This window comes from Streptomyces chengmaiensis (genome assembly GCF_029846775.1).
GTDB classification, from domain to species: Bacteria; Actinomycetota; Actinomycetes; order Streptomycetales; family Streptomycetaceae; genus Streptomyces; species Streptomyces chengmaiensis.
Genome location: NZ_JARWBG010000022.1, coordinates 89,576 through 106,442, shown reverse-complemented (window position 1 = coordinate 106,442; position 16,867 = coordinate 89,576). Strand labels below are relative to the sequence as shown.

The window sequence follows — 16,867 nt, the reverse complement described above, 5'->3', positions numbered from 1 at the left end:
GTCCGGAACCTTGGCCGGTTCCGGGCCTTTGTGCGTGAGCGGGTGGGCAGGCTGGGAGTGCGGGCCGGTGCACGCCGGGGCGCGGGGGCTTCGTGCTGAGAGCCGGACGAGACCCTGAGAACCTGAGAAGAGCCTCGGAGCAGGAAGGGCGTCTCTATGTCCTCTTCCCTTGGGCGGCTGCGCCTCGCCGCCCCCGCAGCCCTCGTCTCGCTCGCTGCGGCCGGGCTGCTCGCCGGCTGTACGGGGGGTTCCGGCCCCGCATCCCCGAAGGTGGAGACGGATGTGGGCGTCGCCGACGGCAAAGGGGGCGGCGGGGGCCATGCGGGGCGGTCGGCGCCTGGTCCGGGCATCCGGCACGGGGAGGGCGACGGCCGGGACGGTGACGGCCGGGAGGGCGACGGCCGGGACGATGACGGCCGGGACGACGACGGCCGGAAGGGCGAGATTCCGTTCCTCGGGCCCGCGACCCGGGCGGAGATCCCCTCCGGGACGGCCCAGGCAGTCCTGGTGGCCGGAGACTCGCCCGATGCGAACCGGGTCGACGTCGTGCTCTACGAGCGGGACCCGGAGAGCGGCTGGAAGCCCGTCTCCGGCGTCTGGCCCGCGCACAACGGGCTGAAGGGCTGGACCCGCGATCACCGGGAGGGCGACCTGCGCTCACCCGTCGGGGTCTTCGGGCTCACCGACGCGGGCGGCCGGCTGCCCGATCCCGGCACCCGGCTCCCGTACGACCGCGACGACACGTTCACCGTCAGCGGGACGGGCTTCGAGGGCGAGCCGCTCGCCGGGTCCTTCGACTATGTCGTGGCGATCAACTACAACCGGAAGCCCGGGGCCACCCCGCTGGACTGGACCCGCCCGCTCGGCGAGGAGCGGGGCGGCGGCATCTGGATCCACGTCGACCACGGCGGGCCCACCCAGGGCTGCGTCTCCCTGCAGCGGGAGCGCATGCGGGAGCTGCTGAGGTGGCTGGATCCGGACAAACAGCCGGTGGTGGTGATGGGGGACAAGGCCTCGCTCGGCAGATGAGCCATCCGGCGCAGACAGCGGGCCCCGGACCTGCCGTACAGGTCCGGGGCCCCTCGCGTATGCGCGTGCCGTCAGCCTGCGACGGCTACGGCTTCTTCGGCTCTTCCAGCCGAGGGAACAGCACCGCGCCCTTCGTGACCGTCGCTCCCGCCGGGAGCTTCCCCCACTCGCCCGCGCGCTGGACCTGCTGGTCGGCGAGTGAGCCCAGGGACTCCTGAGCGCCCAGGGAGTCCCACAGCGCCTGGGAGGTCTCGGGCATGACCGGGTTCAGCAGCACCGCCACCGCGCGCAGCGACTCCGCGGCCGTGTAGAGGATGGTCGCCAGCCGGGCCCGGCCCTCGGCGGTGTCGTCCTTGGCGACCTTCCACGGCTCCTGTTCCGTGATGTAGCCGTTGACCTGCTTGATGAAGTCGAAGACGGCCAGGATCCCGCCCTGGAAGTCCAGCTCCTCGCCGATGCGGCGGTCGGCCTCGGCGACGGCCCTCGCCAGTCCCTCCTGGACGGCCTTCTCGGCGTCGCCGGACGCCGTCGCCTCCGGCAGCGCGCCGCCGAAGTACTTGCCGACCATGGCCGCGACGCGCGAGGCCAGGTTGCCGTAGTCGTTGGCCAGCTCGCTGGTGTAGCGGGCGGTGAAGTCCTCCCACGAGAACGAGCCGTCCTGGCCGAAGGCGATCGCGCGCAGGAAGTACCAGCGGTACGCGTCCACACCGAAGTGCGAGGTCAGATCCTGCGGCTTGATGCCGGTCAGATTCGACTTCGACATCTTCTCGCCGCCGACCATCAGCCAGCCGTTCGCGGCGATCTTCCCCGGCAGCGGCAGACCCTGCGCCATCAGCATCGCGGGCCAGATGATCGCGTGGAAGCGCAGGATGTCCTTGCCGACCAGGTGGACGTCGGCCGGGAAGGTCTCGTCGAACTTGGCCGGGTTCTCGTTGTAGCCGACAGCCGTGGCGTAGTTCAGCAGCGCGTCGATCCACACGTAGATGACGTGCTTGTCGTCCCACGGGACCTTGATGCCCCAGTCGAAGGTGGAGCGGGAGATCGACAGGTCCTGCAGGCCCTGCTTCACGAAGTTCACCACTTCGTTGCGGGCCGACTCGGGCTGGACGAAGCCGGGGCGGGCCTCGTAGAGCTCCAGCAGCCTGGGGCCGTACTCGCTCAGCTTGAAGAAGTAGTTCTCCTCCTTGAGGATCTCCACCGGCTTCTTGTGCACGGGGCACAGCTGCTGACCGGCGTACTCGCCCTCGCCTTCCAGCAGCTCGCCGGGGAGCTTGTACTCCTCGCAGCCGACGCAGTACGGGCCCTCGTAGCCGCCCTTGTAGATCTCGCCCTTGTCGTACAGGTCCTGGACGAACTCCTGGACCCGGTCGGTGTGGCGCTTCTCGGTGGTGCGGATGAAGTCGTCGTTCGCGATGTCCAGATGCTCCCAGAGGGGCTTCCAGGCCTCTTCCACGAGCTTGTCGCACCACTCCTGGGGTGTGACCTTGTTCGCCTCGGCAGTGCGCATGATCTTCTGACCGTGCTCGTCCGTGCCGGTGAGGTACCACACCTTCTCGCCGCGCTGGCGGTGCCAGCGGGAGAGCACGTCGCCTGCGACGGTCGTATAGGCGTGGCCCAGGTGAGGAGCGTCGTTGACGTAATAGATGGGGGTCGAGACGTAGTACGCCGTCGCCCCCTGCTTCTCGGATCCAGTGGCCGCCATGGTCGAAATCCTATCGGCCCTGTGAAGATCCACTCACCTGCATAACCGGAGGGGTACGCGAAACGTCCGGCACCGAAGAAAGGACGGCAAACGCCGCAAACGCCGCAAACGCCGCGAGTGCGGCGAGTGCGGCGAGTGGGACGAGAGCAGTGACGACGGCACGGTGCGGCTGCTGGTCGCCGAAGGCGAGGAGGCCCGCGCGGAGCCGGTCACCGAGGAGCTCGGCGGCACGGTGACGGCGCGGCCGGGGCCGGACGGCGGGCCGGCCGTCACCGTGTCACTGCCTGCAATAGGCGCTCAGCTCAGGGCCTCCAGCCCTCCAGCACGCCCTTGAAGAGAGCGGAGTGCGCCAGCTCGCCGGGGGCCGGGCCCGCGTGGAAGAAGCCGGCGTTCGGGGCCTGGAGCCGGCGCAGATAGTCGAAGGCCTTCGCGTCATGCTCGCCGAACGCCACGAACTGCCAGAACACCGGCCGTTCCGCAGCCGCGGAGAGCGCTGCGGTGGCGGCGGTCTTGGATTCGGGCGCGCCGTCGGTCTGGAACAGCACCAGAGCGGGTGTGTCGTCGCCGTGGCCCTTGGCGTGCAGCGCGAGCACCTCCTCGACCGCGAGGTGGTAGTTCGTACGCCCCATCCGGCCCAGGGAGGCATGCAGCTCGTCGATCCGGCCCTCGTACGAGGCGAGGCCCAGTTCGCCGGCTCCGTCGACCTCCGTCGAGAAGAAGACGACCTGCACCGTCGCGCTCTCGTCGAGATGTGCGGCGAGCGCGAGCGCCTGCTCGCCGAGGCGCTGGGCGCTGCCGTCCTTGTAGTACCCGCGCATCGACCCCGACCGGTCCAGCACCAGGTACACCCGCGCCCGGACCCCGCCGAGCCCCGCCTTCTTCAGCGCGCTGCCGGCGGCCTTGTACGCCTCGACGAGCCCCCCGGCCTGCGCCTTGACCCGCGCGAGCGACACGGCCGGCGTCGCGGGCGCGGGGGTCGCCTCCGGCTGGGGGGCGGGGTCGGCGTCCTGGGCGGGTCGGTCGTCTGGTGTGGGGGTGGTCGGGGTGGTTGTGTCCGCGGTGTCCGCGGTGGCGGCGGGTGCGGGCTGGTCCGCGGTGGCGGGCGCGTCGGCTTCTGCGGCCGAGTCGTCCGCCTGGTTCGCCTCCGGCTGGGGGGCGGGCTGGTCCGCGGCGCTGTCGCCGTTGACCGCCTGCGGCGCGGGGGCGCCGGGCGGCGGCTCGGGCGCGTCCGCCGTCGGAGCCGTGTCCGCTACGGCGGTCTTCGCGGGGTCCTCTCGCTCGCCGTCCGCCTGGGGCGGGATCGTGGCGGCGCCCGGGCGGGGCGCCGGGTTGTCGAAGGCCGCGGAGACCAGGTCCGCAGCGCTGGCCTTCGTCGTGCCGGACTCCGAGGTGCCGGACTCCGTCGTGTCGGTCTTCGTCGTGTCGGTCTTCGTCGTGCCGGACTCCGTCGTGTCGGCCTTCGTCGTACCGGACTCCGTTGTGCGCTCCGGGGAGGGCGAGGGAACCCGCCGCGCGGCCGTGTCCGCCGCCTCCGCCTCCGTGTCCGCGGGTGCGCCACCCGCGGACACGGACTCCTCGCGGCGTTCGGGCTGCGGCGGGACGGCCGCCGCGGCTGTAGTCGACTCCTCGCGCCCCGTCGCACGGTCGCGTCCGCCAAACACCTTGCGCAGCAAGCTCCGAATGCCCATGGGCGAGGCCTTTCGCATGAGTTGATTGCGGTGGTTCGTCCGCACTCCGGCCGTACGGGCCAGGGGATCGCCGCCCTGTTCGACGCAGACCGACGGCCATGGCGGACACGTAAGGTTAGCCGCCGCCCCGCCGGAACCGTCGCAGGGGCGGGGCTGACCACGCCCACATCACGCGCATGATGTCAACCCCGCCTCATACCCGTCGCATTCACGCCGTGTTCATTTTTCGTCCGCCACACCGCGCGTCGTCCGGCCTACCGTCATGGCCGGACTTATTCCGACACACTGTCGATACGGTCGGCGCGGGGGCGCCGGAGGAGGAAGAAGCGAAGTGCGCAAGATGCTGCCGCTGTTGAACGTCAACCGCCATGCGGGCGGTCGTTCCGCTCTCACCTGCCGCTACCGCTGCGGCGACGCCTGCTTCCATGAGGTGCCCAACACCAGCGACAACGAGTACGCGGGCGACGTCATAGCGGGCGCTCTGTCGCGCCGCTCGATGATGCGGGCCGCAGCCGTGGTGACCGTCGCGTCCGCCGCGGGCGGCGCGGCCGTCGTCCAGGGCGCGTCCTCCGCCGAGGCGGCCGCGCCCGCAGTCGCGCCTGCGGGCAGAGACCACCGGCACCGCCCCGGCAAGGCCGACGGCGCCCGGGGGCTGCGCTTCACCCCGGTCGCGCCGAACACCGACGACAAGGTGACCGTTCCCGAGGGGTACGCGCAGAATGTCGTCATCCGTTGGGGCGAACCGATTCTGCGGGGCGCGCCCGCGTTCCACCCGGACCGGCAGAGCGCCAGGGCGCAGGCCGGCCAGTTCGGCTACAACAACGACTTCCTCTCGCTGCTCCCGCTGCCCCGCGAGTGGCGTCGCCAGGTGCTCGTGGCCAACCACGAGTACACGGACGAGCAGCTGATGTTCAAGGGCTACGACTCCGAGAACCCGACCCGCGAGCAGGTCGAGATCGCCTGGGCCGCGCACGGCCTGTCCGTCGTCGTGGTCCAGGAGGAGTGGCGCAACGGCAAGCTCACCCCGGTGACCCGCCACCACCTCAACCGCCGAATCACCGCGACCAGCGAGTTCGAGCTGACCGGCCCGGCCGCCGGCAGCGACCTGCTGAAGACCTCCGCCGACCGCTCCGGCCGCAAGGTGCTCGGCACGCTCAACAACTGCGCGGGCGGCACCACCCCCTGGGGCACGATCCTGTCGGGCGAGGAGAACTTCAACCAGTACTTCGCCCACGGCTCCAGCCCCACGGACAAGCGCTACGGCATCGGCTCGGGCGCGACGGAGCGCAAGTGGGAGCGGTTCGACAAGCGCTTCGACGCGGCGCAGGAGCCGAACGAGCCGCACCGCTTCGGCTGGGTCGTCGAGCTCGACCCGTACGACCCGCACTCCACCCCGCGCAAGCGCACGGCCCTCGGCCGCTTCAAGCACGAGGCCGCGCAGCCGCGGCTGACGGCCGACGGCCGCCCGGTGGTCTACATGGGCGACGACGAGCGCTTTGACTACTTCTACAAGTTCGTCTCGTCGAAGCGTATGAAGAGGGGCAACAGCCGGCACGCCCGCGAGCACAACGCCACGCTCCTCGACGAGGGCACGCTGTACGTCGCCAAGCTGACCGGCGACTCGCCGCAGGACATCGACGGCAGCGGCAAGCTGCCGAGCGACGGCGAGTTCGACGGCTCCGGCGTGTGGATCCCGCTGGCGACCGGCGACACCTCGCACGTCCCGGGCATGACCGCCGAGGAGGTGTACGTCTTCACCCGGCTGGCGGCCGACAAGGTCGGCGCCACCAAGATGGACCGCCCCGAGGACGTGGAGCCCTCCCCGCGCACCGGCCGCGTCTATGTCGCGCTGACGAACAACACCAACCGCGGCAAGGACGGCCACCCGGCCGCCGACGAGGCCAACCCGCGCAACCTGAACAAGCACGGCCAGGTCCTGGAGCTCGCCGAGCACTGGGACGATCCGTCCGGCGACGGCTTCGCCTGGCGGCTGTTCCTGGTCGCGGGCGACCCGGAGGACCCGGCGACGTACTACGCGGGCTTCCCCAAGGAGAAGGTCAGCCCGATCTCCTGCCCGGACAACGTGGCCTTCGACGACCACGGCAACCTGTGGATCTCCACGGACGGCAACAAGCTCGGCTCGCACGACGGGCTGTTCGGCGTGGCGACGCGCGGCGAGCGGCGCGGCGAGATCAAGCAGTTCCTGACGGTCCCGGCGGGCGCGGAGACCTGCGGCCCGATCATCCAGGACCGCCGCGTGCTGGTCGCCGTGCAGCACCCGGGAGAGGTCGACGGCGCGTCGGTCGAGAACCCGGCCAGTGTCTGGCCCGACGGGCCGGGCCGGATCGTCCGCCCGTCGGTGGTGGCGGTCTACCGCAAGGACGGCCGCGACATCGGCGTCTGACCGAGCGGCTCGGAGGCGGCTCCGGGCAGGCGCGGCGGGTCAGCCCAGCGGGCCCGCCGCGCCCACCGCTTTTCTGAAGCGGGTGAACTGCTCGGCCGGGTCCCCGGTGTACGACCAGGGGACCCGGGACGCCTGCCGTCCGAGCAGCGTGAACAGGGAGCGGGCCTGCTCCTTCAGCCCCGCGTGGCAGGCGGCGTGCGTCAGGCAGTTGAGGTCGCCGACCTCGTGCGGGGCCGGCGGGCCGGGCGGGCGGCCCAGGATCCAGCGGTGCCAGGTGCGGCGGACCTCGACCTCCGCCAGCTCGTGCTTCCAGTGCTGGTCGAAGCCGCGGACCGGGCGGCCGCGCGCCATGTCGGCGATATAGCGGTACTCCTCCACGCGTGCGATCTGCACCAGCACGGGCAGCGGCGAGCCGAGCGGGGCCGCGCCCGCCGCGTCGCGGGCGAAGTCGTACATCGTGCCGTGCGTGCCGTGCCAGCGGGCCGAGTAGTAGCGCAGCAGCTGCACATGGCCCTCCATGTTGTACGGGTCGCGGCGGCGCAGCTCGTCCTGCCAGCGCCACAGTTCGCGCGGCGAGACCCCCTCCTCGTACAGCCGGGCCAGTGTCAGCAGCGACACCCAGGGCATGGGGTCGGCGGGCCGGGCGTCTGCGGCCTTGAGGCAGGACAGCACGGTCGCGTCCAGGACCGCCCGGTCGGCGGTGCAGCCTCCGCAGTGCGAGCCGGCATGGTGTGCGCCCGCCCCCACCGCTGTGTGCAGCACCCGTACGACCTGCGTCGCCGCCCCCAGCACCGCCCCGTCCGCGCTGTCCGGCTCCGCGGCCCGCCAGCTCTCGGCGGCGGAGGTCTCCGCGGCGGTGTGCGCCAGCAGCCGCAGCCGGTGGGTGCGCAGCGGCCAGTCGTCGCCGGTCTCGTACAGCAGGTCGCGGGCGGTCTGCCAGCGTCCGATAACGATGTCCTGGAGTGCGGCGGCGAGAGGGCGGTCCCCGAAGACCGGGTCGAAGTCCGGTGTGAAGCGTCGTCGGCGTACGGCCATCGGCAACCCCTCAGAAGTCCATGGCGAGCGAGCGGATCGGATAAGCCGATGAGCTGTATGGGATCGAGCGCATCGTAGTGGGAGGCAGGGGGCGGGGTGAGGGGGTGGGTGGCCGCCCGGCGGAACAGACGGCACTCCGTGACAGCCCTGTGATCTGGGGCCTTGGACAAGTCGGAGGATCCGCCGTCCCCGGCGACGTACAGTCGTGACCATGGCAGCAGACGCGACGGATGAGGGCCCGGTACGGGTCGACGCATGGATCTGGTCCGTACGGCTCACCAAGACCCGTTCCCAGGCCGCCACGGCCTGCCGGGCGGGCCACGTCCGGGTGAACGGCGACCGCGTCAAGCCCGCGCACGCCATCCGCCCCGGCGACCAGGTCCGCGTCTTCCTCGCGGGCCGCGAGCGGATCGTCGTCGTCTCGAAGCTGATCCGCAAGCGAGTGGGCGCGCCGGTCGCCGTCCAGTGCTACGAGGACAAGAGCCCCCCGCCCCCGCCGCGCGAGCTCACCGCCCCCGTCGCGCTCCGCGACCGCGGCACGGGCCGCCCGACGAAGCGCGACCGCCGCGAACTGGAACGCCTCCAGGGCCTCGGCGGCCCCCCGCGAACCCCCGAAGCCCCCGGCGGCCGCGGCCGCTGAACCCCCGAAGCCCCCGGTGACCGGGGCCGCTGAGCCCGCGCGGTGCGGCCTGCCCGGCCGCCGGCTCGCCCGGTCTCAGCGGCCGGTGGGAGAGGCGATGGCGCGGGCTGCAGTCACTTCGTGGCGGAGGGGGGCCAGGATGCCCCTCTCGTCGCCCTCCAGGTTGGCGCGGACCGTGACGAGGACGCTGCTGGAGCGCAGGCCGTCGGCGAGTTCGCGGAGTTGGCGGGTGACGGCGGCGACCTCGGCGGGGGGCGGGGGCGGAGCGCCGTGGGCCACGCGGACGCGGGCGGCGGTGGTGGCGTCCATGATGCGTTCGACTGCGACGGCGAGCGGCTGCCAGGCGGCGGCCCGCGTGCCCGTCGGCGGGGGTTCGGTCAGGGCGCGCTGGAGCTCGGTGCGCACGGCGGACAGATCGCGGTAGATGCGGCGGCGGGTGCGGACCCGTTCCATGTGCGCCGCCGGGGCTTCGGCGGACTCCTGCGGAAACGCGCACGCCACGTACTCCGCGATGTCCTGGACGGCGTCCGCCAGCCGGTCGCCGATGCGGGCGTGCCAGCTCTCCGGCCACAGCAGATAGCCCGCGATCAGTGCGATCGCGCAGCCGGTGAGGCTGTCGGTCAGCCGGGGCAGGATCAGATCGAAGCCCTGGTGGTTGATGAGGTCGGAGAGCACCAGGATCACCGGGGTGATGGCGGCGGTCTGGAAGGCGTATCCCTTCACGGTGAACGCCGGGATGAGCGCGGCGAGCGCCATCGTCACCGGCACGTCCCACCAGCCGCGGGGGACCTCCGCCAGGACGGGGATGGCGATCAGCAGCCCGCCCGCGGTGCCCAGCGCGCGCATCACGGCGCGGGAGAAGACCGACCCGAAGTCCGGCTTCATCACAAAGGTGATGGTGAGCGCCACCCAGTACGAGCGTTCCACCGGCACCAGCGTCACCAGCGTCTGCGCGAGGCCGATGCAGAGCGCCAGCCGCAGGCCGTACCGCCAGGAGGCATTGGAGAGCAGGATGTCGCGGGCGCCGCGGCGGACGCGGAAGCGGAGGGCCGCGGGGCGGCCCAGCCGGTCGTCGACGTTGTACGGGTCCGGGTCGGGCTGGTGGACCGTCGTCCAGGCGTGGCGCAGCGCGGAGTCGACAGCGCGGTCGGCCGGGCCCTCCGGTTCGGGCAGGGGAGGCGGCGCCGCGGGGGTGCGGGAGGCGGGGGAGGCGGGGCCGGTGCGGGCGCGGGAGACAGGACGGGTGCGGGAGACAGGACGGGTGCGGGAGGCCGCGATCACGTCCGCCAGGTCCCGTACCGCCTCCGCGATCTCGGGCCGCCGGGAGGCCCGTCCGTACAGATGCGCCGCCGCGGCCGCCTCGACCAGCGGGATCAGCGCGTTCAGCTGTGCGAGCAGCCGGGTCATCGGGCTGCCCCGCCCCAGGTCGCGGGCGCGCCGGGCCAGGATCAGGTCGTATGAGGTGTTGAGCGCCTGGGTGACGTCCTGGCGTCGTGCCGGGTACGCGTCGCCGCCGGCCGCGGCCAGCAGCTCGCCGACGCTGCGGTAGGCGTCGGCGACCGAGGCCCGTTCCGGCTCCCGCCCGCGCCACGGCCAGCCGAGCAGCGTCAGCGCCAGGACGAACAACCCGCCGGCGCCGAGCAGCAGCGGCGGCTTCCACCAGGGCTCGGGCAGCGGCAGCCCGGATCCGACCACCGCGTTCAGCAGGAGCAGCAGCCCGGATACGGAGGCCACCGCGCCGATCGAGGAGATCATCCCGGAGACCAGCGCGACCAGCGTCAGCGCGGCGACGGCCGCCCAGCCCTCCCCGTACACCAGCGTGCCGAGTGTGACGCCCACCGCGCCGAACAGCTGCGGCACCGCGATGTTGAAGATGCGCATCCGGTAGGCGTCGGCGGTGTCTCCGATGACGCCGGAGAGCGCGCCCATGGAGGCCAGCGCCCCGTACGCGGGCCGGTCGGCGGCGAAGCCGACCGCGAGCGGTGCGGACAGCGCGACGCCGGCGCGGGCCACGGCGGCCCAGGGGACGGGGACGCGCTGCGGGCGCAGCGCCTGAAGCAGCCAGTCGGGAGGCGTCATCAGCCCCGTCGGGCGTTCGCGTTCGCGCATGGTCAACAAAAGACCCCGAAGGGAGCGATCAGCGCAAGTCACTCAGTGCGCAGGTGCAGATCGAGGGTGACGAGCAGCGAGCGGTGGTCGGTGTCCGCCAGATCGAGGAAGCGGGCGCCCCGCACCGAGAAGTCCTCGCTGACCAGCACATGGTCGATCTGGGCCCCGAGCGGGCGGCGGACCGCGGCCGGCCACGACGGGGTGCGGGACGCGCCTGCCAGCGTCGCGCTGTCGCGCAGCTCGCCGGCTTCGAGGACCCGGCGGAAGGCGGCGTGGTCCTGGGTGGCGTTGAAGTCCCCGGCGATAAGGGTCGGGCGGCCGCCGTCCCGGGCTCCGGCGGCGTACGAGGTGAGCCGGCCGAGTTCGTGCCGCCAGTCGTCCACGGCGCTGGGGACGGGCGGCAGCGGGTGGGCGAGCTGGAGGTTCACCGGCAGCTCGCCCACGGTCGCCGTCGCGCCCGGCATGGCGAGGACGGAGTCGACGCCGGGGGCGGGCTCGAGCGGGTGCCTGCTGAGGATGGCCGACCCCTCCGCAGGATCGCCCTCGACGATGTGCCGGTACGGGTAGTCGGTCCGGGAGACCCGGGACCGAAGCGCCTTGGCGCAGGCCACGCTGCACTCCTGGACAAAGACCAGATCCGGCTGCTCCCGGCGGACCGCCGTCAGCAGACCCTCGGTCGCGCCGCCGAACTCCAGGTTGGAGGTGAGCACCGTGAGCCGGGCGGCGACGGGCCCCGGCGGGTCTTCGGTCAGCCCGGTGTCGTACGGCCTGACGTACCAGCCGAGGAGCGCGAGCACCGCCGCCGCCCACAGGACAGAGGCGCGCCGCCGCCCCAGGAAGGCGAGCAGCAGGGCGGCGCCCGCCGGGAGGAGCATCCAGGGGAGGAAGGCGAGGAGCTGGGGCATGGGGGTGACGGCGTCGACGTCCGCGGTGCGGCAGGCGGCGACGGCGGTGGGCACGAGGAGGAGCGCGACGGCCGACCAGCCGGCGAGACGGCGAAGGCCGCCGCGGCGCGCCGCGGTGGTGTCGTCGGCGGCCTCCGGGGCCGCCGGGGTGATGGTGCTGCTCTCCAAGGCGCCGTCCTCCGAGCTGTGTCGTCCGCGTGCTCGCCCTGTGAAGACGTCAGTCTTCGCGCCCGCGTTGCCCGCGTGGCCGCGTGGCCCGCGTTGCCTGCGTGGCTCGGTCGGCTCGCGTGGCCGCCCGCCTGCCCGTGTGGCTCGGTCGGTCCGCGTGCCCGCGTGCCTGCCCGCGTTGCCTGCGTGGCTCGGTCGGTCCGCGTGGCCGTGTGGCCGTGTGGCTCGGTCGGTCCGCGTGGCCGCCTGCCCGCGTTGCCTGCGTGGCTCGGTCGGCCCGTGTGGCCGCCTGCCTGCGTTGCCTGCGTTGCCCGCGTTGCCTGCGTGGCTCGGTCGGTCCGTGTGGCCGTGTGGCCGCGTTGCCCGGTCGGCCCGCCTGGCCGCCCGCGTGGCTCGCCTGCTCGCCTGCCCCGCCTGCCCGTGTGGCTCGGTCGGCTCGCGTGGCCCGGGTGGGACGGGTGGAGGGGCCGGCCGGTCCCTCCCGGCTGTCCGGGCCGGACGGGTGGACGGACTCGATGGGCCGGACAGGCTTCGGGCTGTCCGGGCTGCCCGTACTGCTCGCCCCGGCCCTACCGGCCTTCCCGCCCGGCAGACGCGAGAGGCGGCGCGTGCTTGCGCAGCCCCTCGATCAGCGTCTCCACTCCGAACGCGAACTCCGCCTCATGGTCGATCACCGCGAGCATCGGCGCGACCCTGGCGACCGCGGGGAAGCCCGACCCGGCCAGTCGGCCCGCGCGTTCGCGCACCGCCGCGTCGTCCTCGCCCCGGTTTTCGGACGAGGCGTAGAACTCCCGCAGCAGGCACCCCACCTGGTACGCGGTGAACAGCCGCAGCGCCCGCACCGCCGTCTCCTCGTCGAAGCCGTGGTCGAGGAGGACGGTGAGGGAGCAGTCGATCGGGGCGAGCGCGGTGGGCGAGCTGAGCTGGCGGGTGAGGACAAGCTGGCAGGCGCGCGGATGGCGCAGGGACGTCCGGCGGAAAGCGTGGGCGATGGTGCGGATCCGGTCCTCCCAGCTGCCCTCCATCGGCTTGGGCAGCCGCATCTCGCGTGTGACGAACTCAGCCACCCCGTCGATGAGATCGGCCTTGCCGCCCACATGGTTGTAGAGCGACATCGCCTGCACGCCCAGGGTCGCGGCGAGCCGCCGCATGGAGAGGGCGTCCGCCCCGTCGGCGTCGATGATGCGGAGCGCGGCGGCGATGATCCGTTCGCGGGACAGCGGTTTGGCCGTCGACTCGCGGCGGGACGGAGGTGCGGCGGACATGGGCGGCTCCCGACTCCTTGACGGCCTACAGCGTAAGTGCTTCCCTACCCCCTGTTACCCCCGTACTTACGCTGTAAGTTCCTGGAGGCCCAGATGTCCGTGCCCGCGGTCCACCACCTCGACTGCGCGCCGATGAGCCCCCTGGTGGGCGCCGAACGGATGGTCGGCCACTGCCTGCTGGTGGCCACGGGCAGCGGCCTCGTCCTGATCGACACCGGCCTCGGCGCCGCGGACGTGATGGAGCCGCACCGCCTCGGGACCCTGTTCCGTCGGCTCGCGCGGCCCACGCTCGACCTCTCGCGCACCGCGGCGCACCAGATACGGGCGCTCGGCTACGACCCCCACGACGTGCGGGACATCGTCCTGACGCATCTGGACCTCGACCACACGGGCGGCCTCGCCGACTTCCCCCACGCACGGGTCCATGTGACGGCCGACGAGTACCGGGCGGCGATGCGACGCGAGAGCCGCCTCGACGCGGGCCGCTATATGCCCGCCCACTGGGCGCACAGCCCCCACTGGGTCATCCACGACACGGCCGACTCGACCTGGCACGGTTTCGCCGCCTCTCCCGTCCAGCGCTCCCCGGACATCCTGATGATCCCGCTGCCCGGCCACACCAGGGGCCACTGCGCGGTGGCGGTGCAGCGGCCGGACCACTGGCTGCTGCACGCGGGGGACGCGTACTTCTTCCACGGCGAGATCGACCTGCGCCGCCCCCGCTGCCCCCGCCCCCTCTCCCTCTACCAGCGCTTCGTCGCCGACAACCACGGCCAGCGCCTGACCGGCCTCGACCGCCTGCGCGAAGCCCGCCGCGACGACCCGAGGCTGATCCGCGTCTTCTCCTCCCACGACGTGTCGGAGTTCGCCCGCTTCACCGCGGAAGCGCCCGGTCGCGTGCGCTGACCGCCGCCCCGCAGGGCACACGAGTTGACCGCGGCCGTATGCGGGTGTGCCCTGGGAGGAGGACACATGGTGGACACGAGCGAAGGAGTCCCGCCATGGCACACGCAGCGACGCCCACGCGCCGGCACCACGGCTACCTCGGCTGGGCGCTGCCCCTCGTGCTGGGCATCTCGTACGGGGCCTACGCGGCGTTCATCGCCCGCGACGGCGGCCCCGGCTCGGTCGGCCAGGCCGTTCTCGCGGTGGTGTCCGGGGCCGTGATGGCCGTGCTGGCCTTTCTGCTGGGCCGGTACCAGAAGAGCCTGCCGCGTGAGCTGCGCGCCCTTTGCTACGGCGCTCTGTCGGCGGCGGCGATCGGCTTCCTGGTCAGCCTGACGGGTGAGTCCAGCGTCCTCAGGTCCACGGGGCTCGGGGTCTCGGTGGGGGCGGGGGTGACCGTCGTGGCCTTCTACCTCTTCTACACGCACGAGTAGCGCGTACAGCGCGGAGAGCACCGGCAAACGGAGCCGCCAGATCCGGTCTGGTGGCCGCGCGTCGTCGTCTCGCGCCTGGCGGATGAGAGTCCGGAAGCGAGGCAGGGAGGCGACGACCTGCGGCCATGGTTCGAGTGGGCTGTACGCGGTCGAGGTGCTGCGCTCCGTCTTCACGGTCGGTACCCGGGAGCGCGCTGCGAATCCCAGCACGACCCGCCCAGCACCGCCGCGCCTCGTCCGCCGCGTCCATGACCAGCGTCGTCTTGCCGATGCCGGCCTCGCCGGTGACCGGCACCAGACCCCCGTGGCCGCCCGTCGCCCGGCCGATCGCGGCCCGGAGGACGCCTGCGGGGTGGTCGCGCCAGATGAGTGCAGGGGCATGCCGAGAACGACAGGAGCCGGCACCGGCAACGACAGATGGTTGACGCCGCGCCCGGACCGTGTGCCCAGGTCAGCGGGCGGGCCCGGATCAGGCGCGCCCGGATGGGGTGCGCCCGGATGAGGCGCGCCCGGGTCAGGCGCGCCCGGGTCAGGCTGCGGGGACCTCGCCGCGCACCACGACCACCGGGCACGGCGCGTGCTGTGTGACGTGCAGTCCTACGGACCCGAGCAGCGCCGACTTGAACAGGCTGTACCCGCGGTCGCCGACGACCAGCAGCGACGCTCCCTCGGCCCGCTCCAGCAGCACCTGCGCCGGGCTGCCGACGGTGACCGTGCGGGTGACGGCCGCTGCGTCCTTCTTGGTGAGCGTCCCTTCCAGGGACTCGTCCAGGATCTTGGCGGCCAGTCTCTCGGGGTCGAAGTCCTCGGGCATGCTCGGCACCATCGAGGCCCAGCCCGCCGCCGGGTACTCCCAGCTGATCACGGCCTCCACCGTGTCGCCGGTCAGGCCGGACTGCCGTACGGCCCACCGCAGGGCCTTGAGCGACGGCTCGGAGCCGTCCACGCCGACCACGATCCTGCCGTTGTCCTTCTTCGCTGCTTCGCGCGGAGCCATGGCGGCCACCTCCGTGTGTGACGTATGTGTCGCACACTGCAAGCCTACGCAAAATTGGGCAGACCGGCCGTCCGGTCGGACTCTTCCCCGTGTCGCACGGTCTCGTACCCTGTATCGGACGGTGCGGACCCCTGAGGAGTGACGGTGGGCGACAAGCGCGAGAGCGAGAGCTGGAAGGAGCGCGGCGTCGCGCTGCGCGTCTTCGTCTACGTCTTCGCCAGCCACCTCTTCGCCGGGTTCGTGTACCTGCTGTTCTATGTCGGCGGGCAGGGAAAATAGCGGGTCAGCCCTGCTGGCCGAGCGCTCCGCCGAACAGCTGGTGGAACGCTTCGGCGGAGTCCGTGCCCGACCGCCCGAACGGCGCGTCGAAGTCCCAGACCAGGAACAGCAGAAACGCGATCAACGCGCTGAACAGTCCGGCGAGCAGCAGTTCACGCGGTGAGCGCTGGATCTGCAGGGTGAAGATCAGCCCCACGGTGACCAGCGCGCCGGTGATCAGCCCGAACCACACCACACCTGGCAGCGTCTCTCCGGCGTGGGACTCGCGTGCGTTCCGCGCGTCGCTGGCGACCGCCACCTGGTCCACCAGCGGCTGGTAGGCGTGCGACTCCAGCTCATTGGCCGGGACCCGCTCGGCGATGCCCGCGCGGACGGTGTCGAGCAGCAGGTCGCCCCGTCCCGTCAGCTCGTTGCTGTCGATCATCCGCGGCCACTCGTGGTGGACCACATGGGAGACGTACGCGTTGACGTTCTTGTGCAGCTGGTCCTGGACCTCGGGCGGGTAGACCTTGGCGCGCTGGGTGATCTCGTGCAGCGCCTGGGCCTCACGCCGTACGTCGTCCTGGGCGGCGCTGCGCGCCTCCCACACGCCCGCGATGGCAAGGCCGAGCACGATCGCGTAGACGACGCCGACCATCATCGTCATGTATTCGAGGACGTCGGGTGTCTCCGAGGGGTCGACCGACTCTTCGGCCCTGTTCAGCCTGCGGTGCCTGAGAACGACGACGACGAGGACCACGGCGCAGGCGGCGGCCATCGCGGCAGCCAGGACCAGCCATTCGGACATGGAGGCTCTCCGAGTGTGAAGTGAAACGGGGTGGGGGTGAGGGGCGTCCGTCAGGACGAGCGGCCGCCGCGGCCGCCCGAGGCGCTTCGTGAGCGCGGGCGCAGCAGGGCGGCGGCGAGGACGGCCGGGGTGGTGGTGACCATCGTCAGCACGACGAGCGAGGTCCCGGTCTTTGGCGCGGCATGGGTGCCGCTGTAGCCCCGTACCTCGAAGTCCTGGGGTGGCTCGGGCGGGTCCGCGGGCGGGTCCGCGGGCGGTGAGGGCGCGTGTACGGCCGGTCGCGGTGTCGCCGGCTCGGGCTCCGGTTCCGGTTCCGGCGCGGGCTCCGGTTCCGGGTCGGGCGCGGGCTCCGGTTCCGGGTCGGGCGTGGGCTCGGGCGCGGGGGTCGGCGGTGCGGGCCGTTCAGGCTCGGGTGCCAGGGGCTCCGGTTCCGGTTCGGGCTCTGGTTCTGGTTCGGGCTCTGGTTCGGGTGCCGGCTCC

At 72.6% G+C, this 16,867-nt stretch carries 14 protein-coding genes and 1 pseudogene; 6 read left to right on the top strand and 9 right to left on the bottom strand.

Annotation, left to right across the window (positions count from 1 at the left end; all coding sequences use genetic code 11):
- The first annotated feature begins 156 nt into the window (after positions 1-156).
- A complete protein-coding gene (locus QCN29_RS19615) occupies positions 157-1,029 on the top strand; it encodes a L,D-transpeptidase family protein (protein ID WP_279929638.1) in 873 nt (290 codons plus the stop codon).
- An 85-nt stretch (positions 1,030-1,114) separates the two neighbouring features.
- Here the strand turns inward: QCN29_RS19615 and metG are convergent, their stop codons facing one another.
- Positions 1,115-2,731, bottom strand: coding sequence for a methionine--tRNA ligase (gene metG, locus QCN29_RS19610; RefSeq protein WP_279929636.1), 1,617 nt, complete (start codon positions 2,729-2,731; stop codon positions 1,115-1,117).
- A gap of 302 nt (positions 2,732-3,033) precedes the next feature.
- A complete protein-coding gene (locus QCN29_RS19605; RefSeq protein WP_279929635.1) occupies positions 3,034-4,419 on the bottom strand; it encodes a VWA domain-containing protein in 1,386 nt (461 codons plus the stop codon).
- A 331-nt stretch (positions 4,420-4,750) separates the two neighbouring features.
- Between QCN29_RS19605 and QCN29_RS19600 the strand changes: the two genes are divergently transcribed.
- Positions 4,751-6,823, top strand: coding sequence for a PhoX family protein (locus QCN29_RS19600; protein ID WP_279929634.1), 2,073 nt, complete (start codon positions 4,751-4,753; stop codon positions 6,821-6,823).
- Between the two features lie 39 nt (positions 6,824-6,862).
- Here QCN29_RS19600 and QCN29_RS19595 read toward each other — a convergent pair whose 3' ends face one another.
- Entirely contained in the window at positions 6,863-7,858 is a 996-nt protein-coding gene (locus tag QCN29_RS19595) for a hypothetical protein (RefSeq protein WP_279929633.1), read from the bottom strand.
- Positions 7,859-8,069: 211 nt separating this feature from the next.
- Here QCN29_RS19595 and QCN29_RS19590 point away from each other — a divergent pair, with 211 nt between their 5' ends.
- Positions 8,070-8,498: an RNA-binding S4 domain-containing protein gene (locus QCN29_RS19590; RefSeq protein ID WP_279929632.1), complete on the top strand. Its 429-nt coding sequence runs from the start codon at positions 8,070-8,072 to the stop codon at positions 8,496-8,498.
- Between the two features lie 75 nt (positions 8,499-8,573).
- On the opposite strand, the gene QCN29_RS19585 is transcribed toward QCN29_RS19590, so the two are convergent.
- The 3 genes from QCN29_RS19585 to QCN29_RS19575 form a co-directional block, all read right to left on the bottom strand.
- Positions 8,574-10,607, bottom strand: coding sequence for an FUSC family protein (locus QCN29_RS19585; protein ID WP_279929630.1), 2,034 nt, complete (start codon positions 10,605-10,607; stop codon positions 8,574-8,576).
- A gap of 38 nt (positions 10,608-10,645) precedes the next feature.
- Entirely contained in the window at positions 10,646-11,680 is a 1,035-nt protein-coding gene (locus QCN29_RS19580; RefSeq protein ID WP_279929629.1) for an endonuclease/exonuclease/phosphatase family protein, read from the bottom strand.
- 569 nt (positions 11,681-12,249) lie between these two features.
- On the bottom strand, positions 12,250-12,945 hold the full coding sequence (locus tag QCN29_RS19575) for a TetR/AcrR family transcriptional regulator C-terminal domain-containing protein (protein WP_279929628.1): 696 nt from the start codon (positions 12,943-12,945) through the stop codon (positions 12,250-12,252).
- Positions 12,946-13,038: 93 nt separating this feature from the next.
- On the opposite strand from QCN29_RS19575, the gene QCN29_RS19570 reads away from it, so the two are divergent.
- Positions 13,039-13,851 carry an MBL fold metallo-hydrolase gene (locus QCN29_RS19570; RefSeq protein ID WP_279929627.1) on the top strand — a complete coding sequence of 271 codons (813 nt, stop codon included), beginning with the start codon at positions 13,039-13,041 and terminating at the stop codon, positions 13,849-13,851.
- Positions 13,852-13,946: 95 nt separating this feature from the next.
- On the top strand, positions 13,947-14,324 hold the full coding sequence (locus QCN29_RS19565) for a hypothetical protein (protein ID WP_279929626.1): 378 nt from the start codon (positions 13,947-13,949) through the stop codon (positions 14,322-14,324).
- Positions 14,325-14,497: 173 nt separating this feature from the next.
- On the opposite strand, the pseudogene QCN29_RS19560 reads toward QCN29_RS19565, so the two are convergent.
- Both QCN29_RS19560 and QCN29_RS19555 read right to left on the bottom strand, forming a co-directional pair.
- A pseudogene (locus QCN29_RS19560) lies at positions 14,498-14,691 on the bottom strand (hypothetical protein); the annotation flags it as partial.
- A 162-nt stretch (positions 14,692-14,853) separates the two neighbouring features.
- On the bottom strand, positions 14,854-15,321 hold the full coding sequence (locus tag QCN29_RS19555; RefSeq protein ID WP_279929625.1) for a universal stress protein: 468 nt from the start codon (positions 15,319-15,321) through the stop codon (positions 14,854-14,856).
- Between the two features lie 144 nt (positions 15,322-15,465).
- On the opposite strand from QCN29_RS19555, the gene QCN29_RS19550 reads away from it, so the two are divergent.
- Complete coding sequence (locus tag QCN29_RS19550) at positions 15,466-15,600, top strand: DUF6126 family protein (protein WP_279929624.1); 135 nt, start codon at positions 15,466-15,468, stop codon at positions 15,598-15,600.
- Between the two features lie 4 nt (positions 15,601-15,604).
- Here the strand turns inward: QCN29_RS19550 and QCN29_RS19545 are convergent, their stop codons facing one another.
- Positions 15,605-16,387 (bottom strand): bestrophin-like domain, encoded by a 783-nt coding sequence (locus tag QCN29_RS19545; protein WP_279929622.1) that lies wholly within the window; start codon positions 16,385-16,387, stop codon positions 15,605-15,607.
- Between the last annotated feature and the right edge of the window lie 480 nt (positions 16,388-16,867).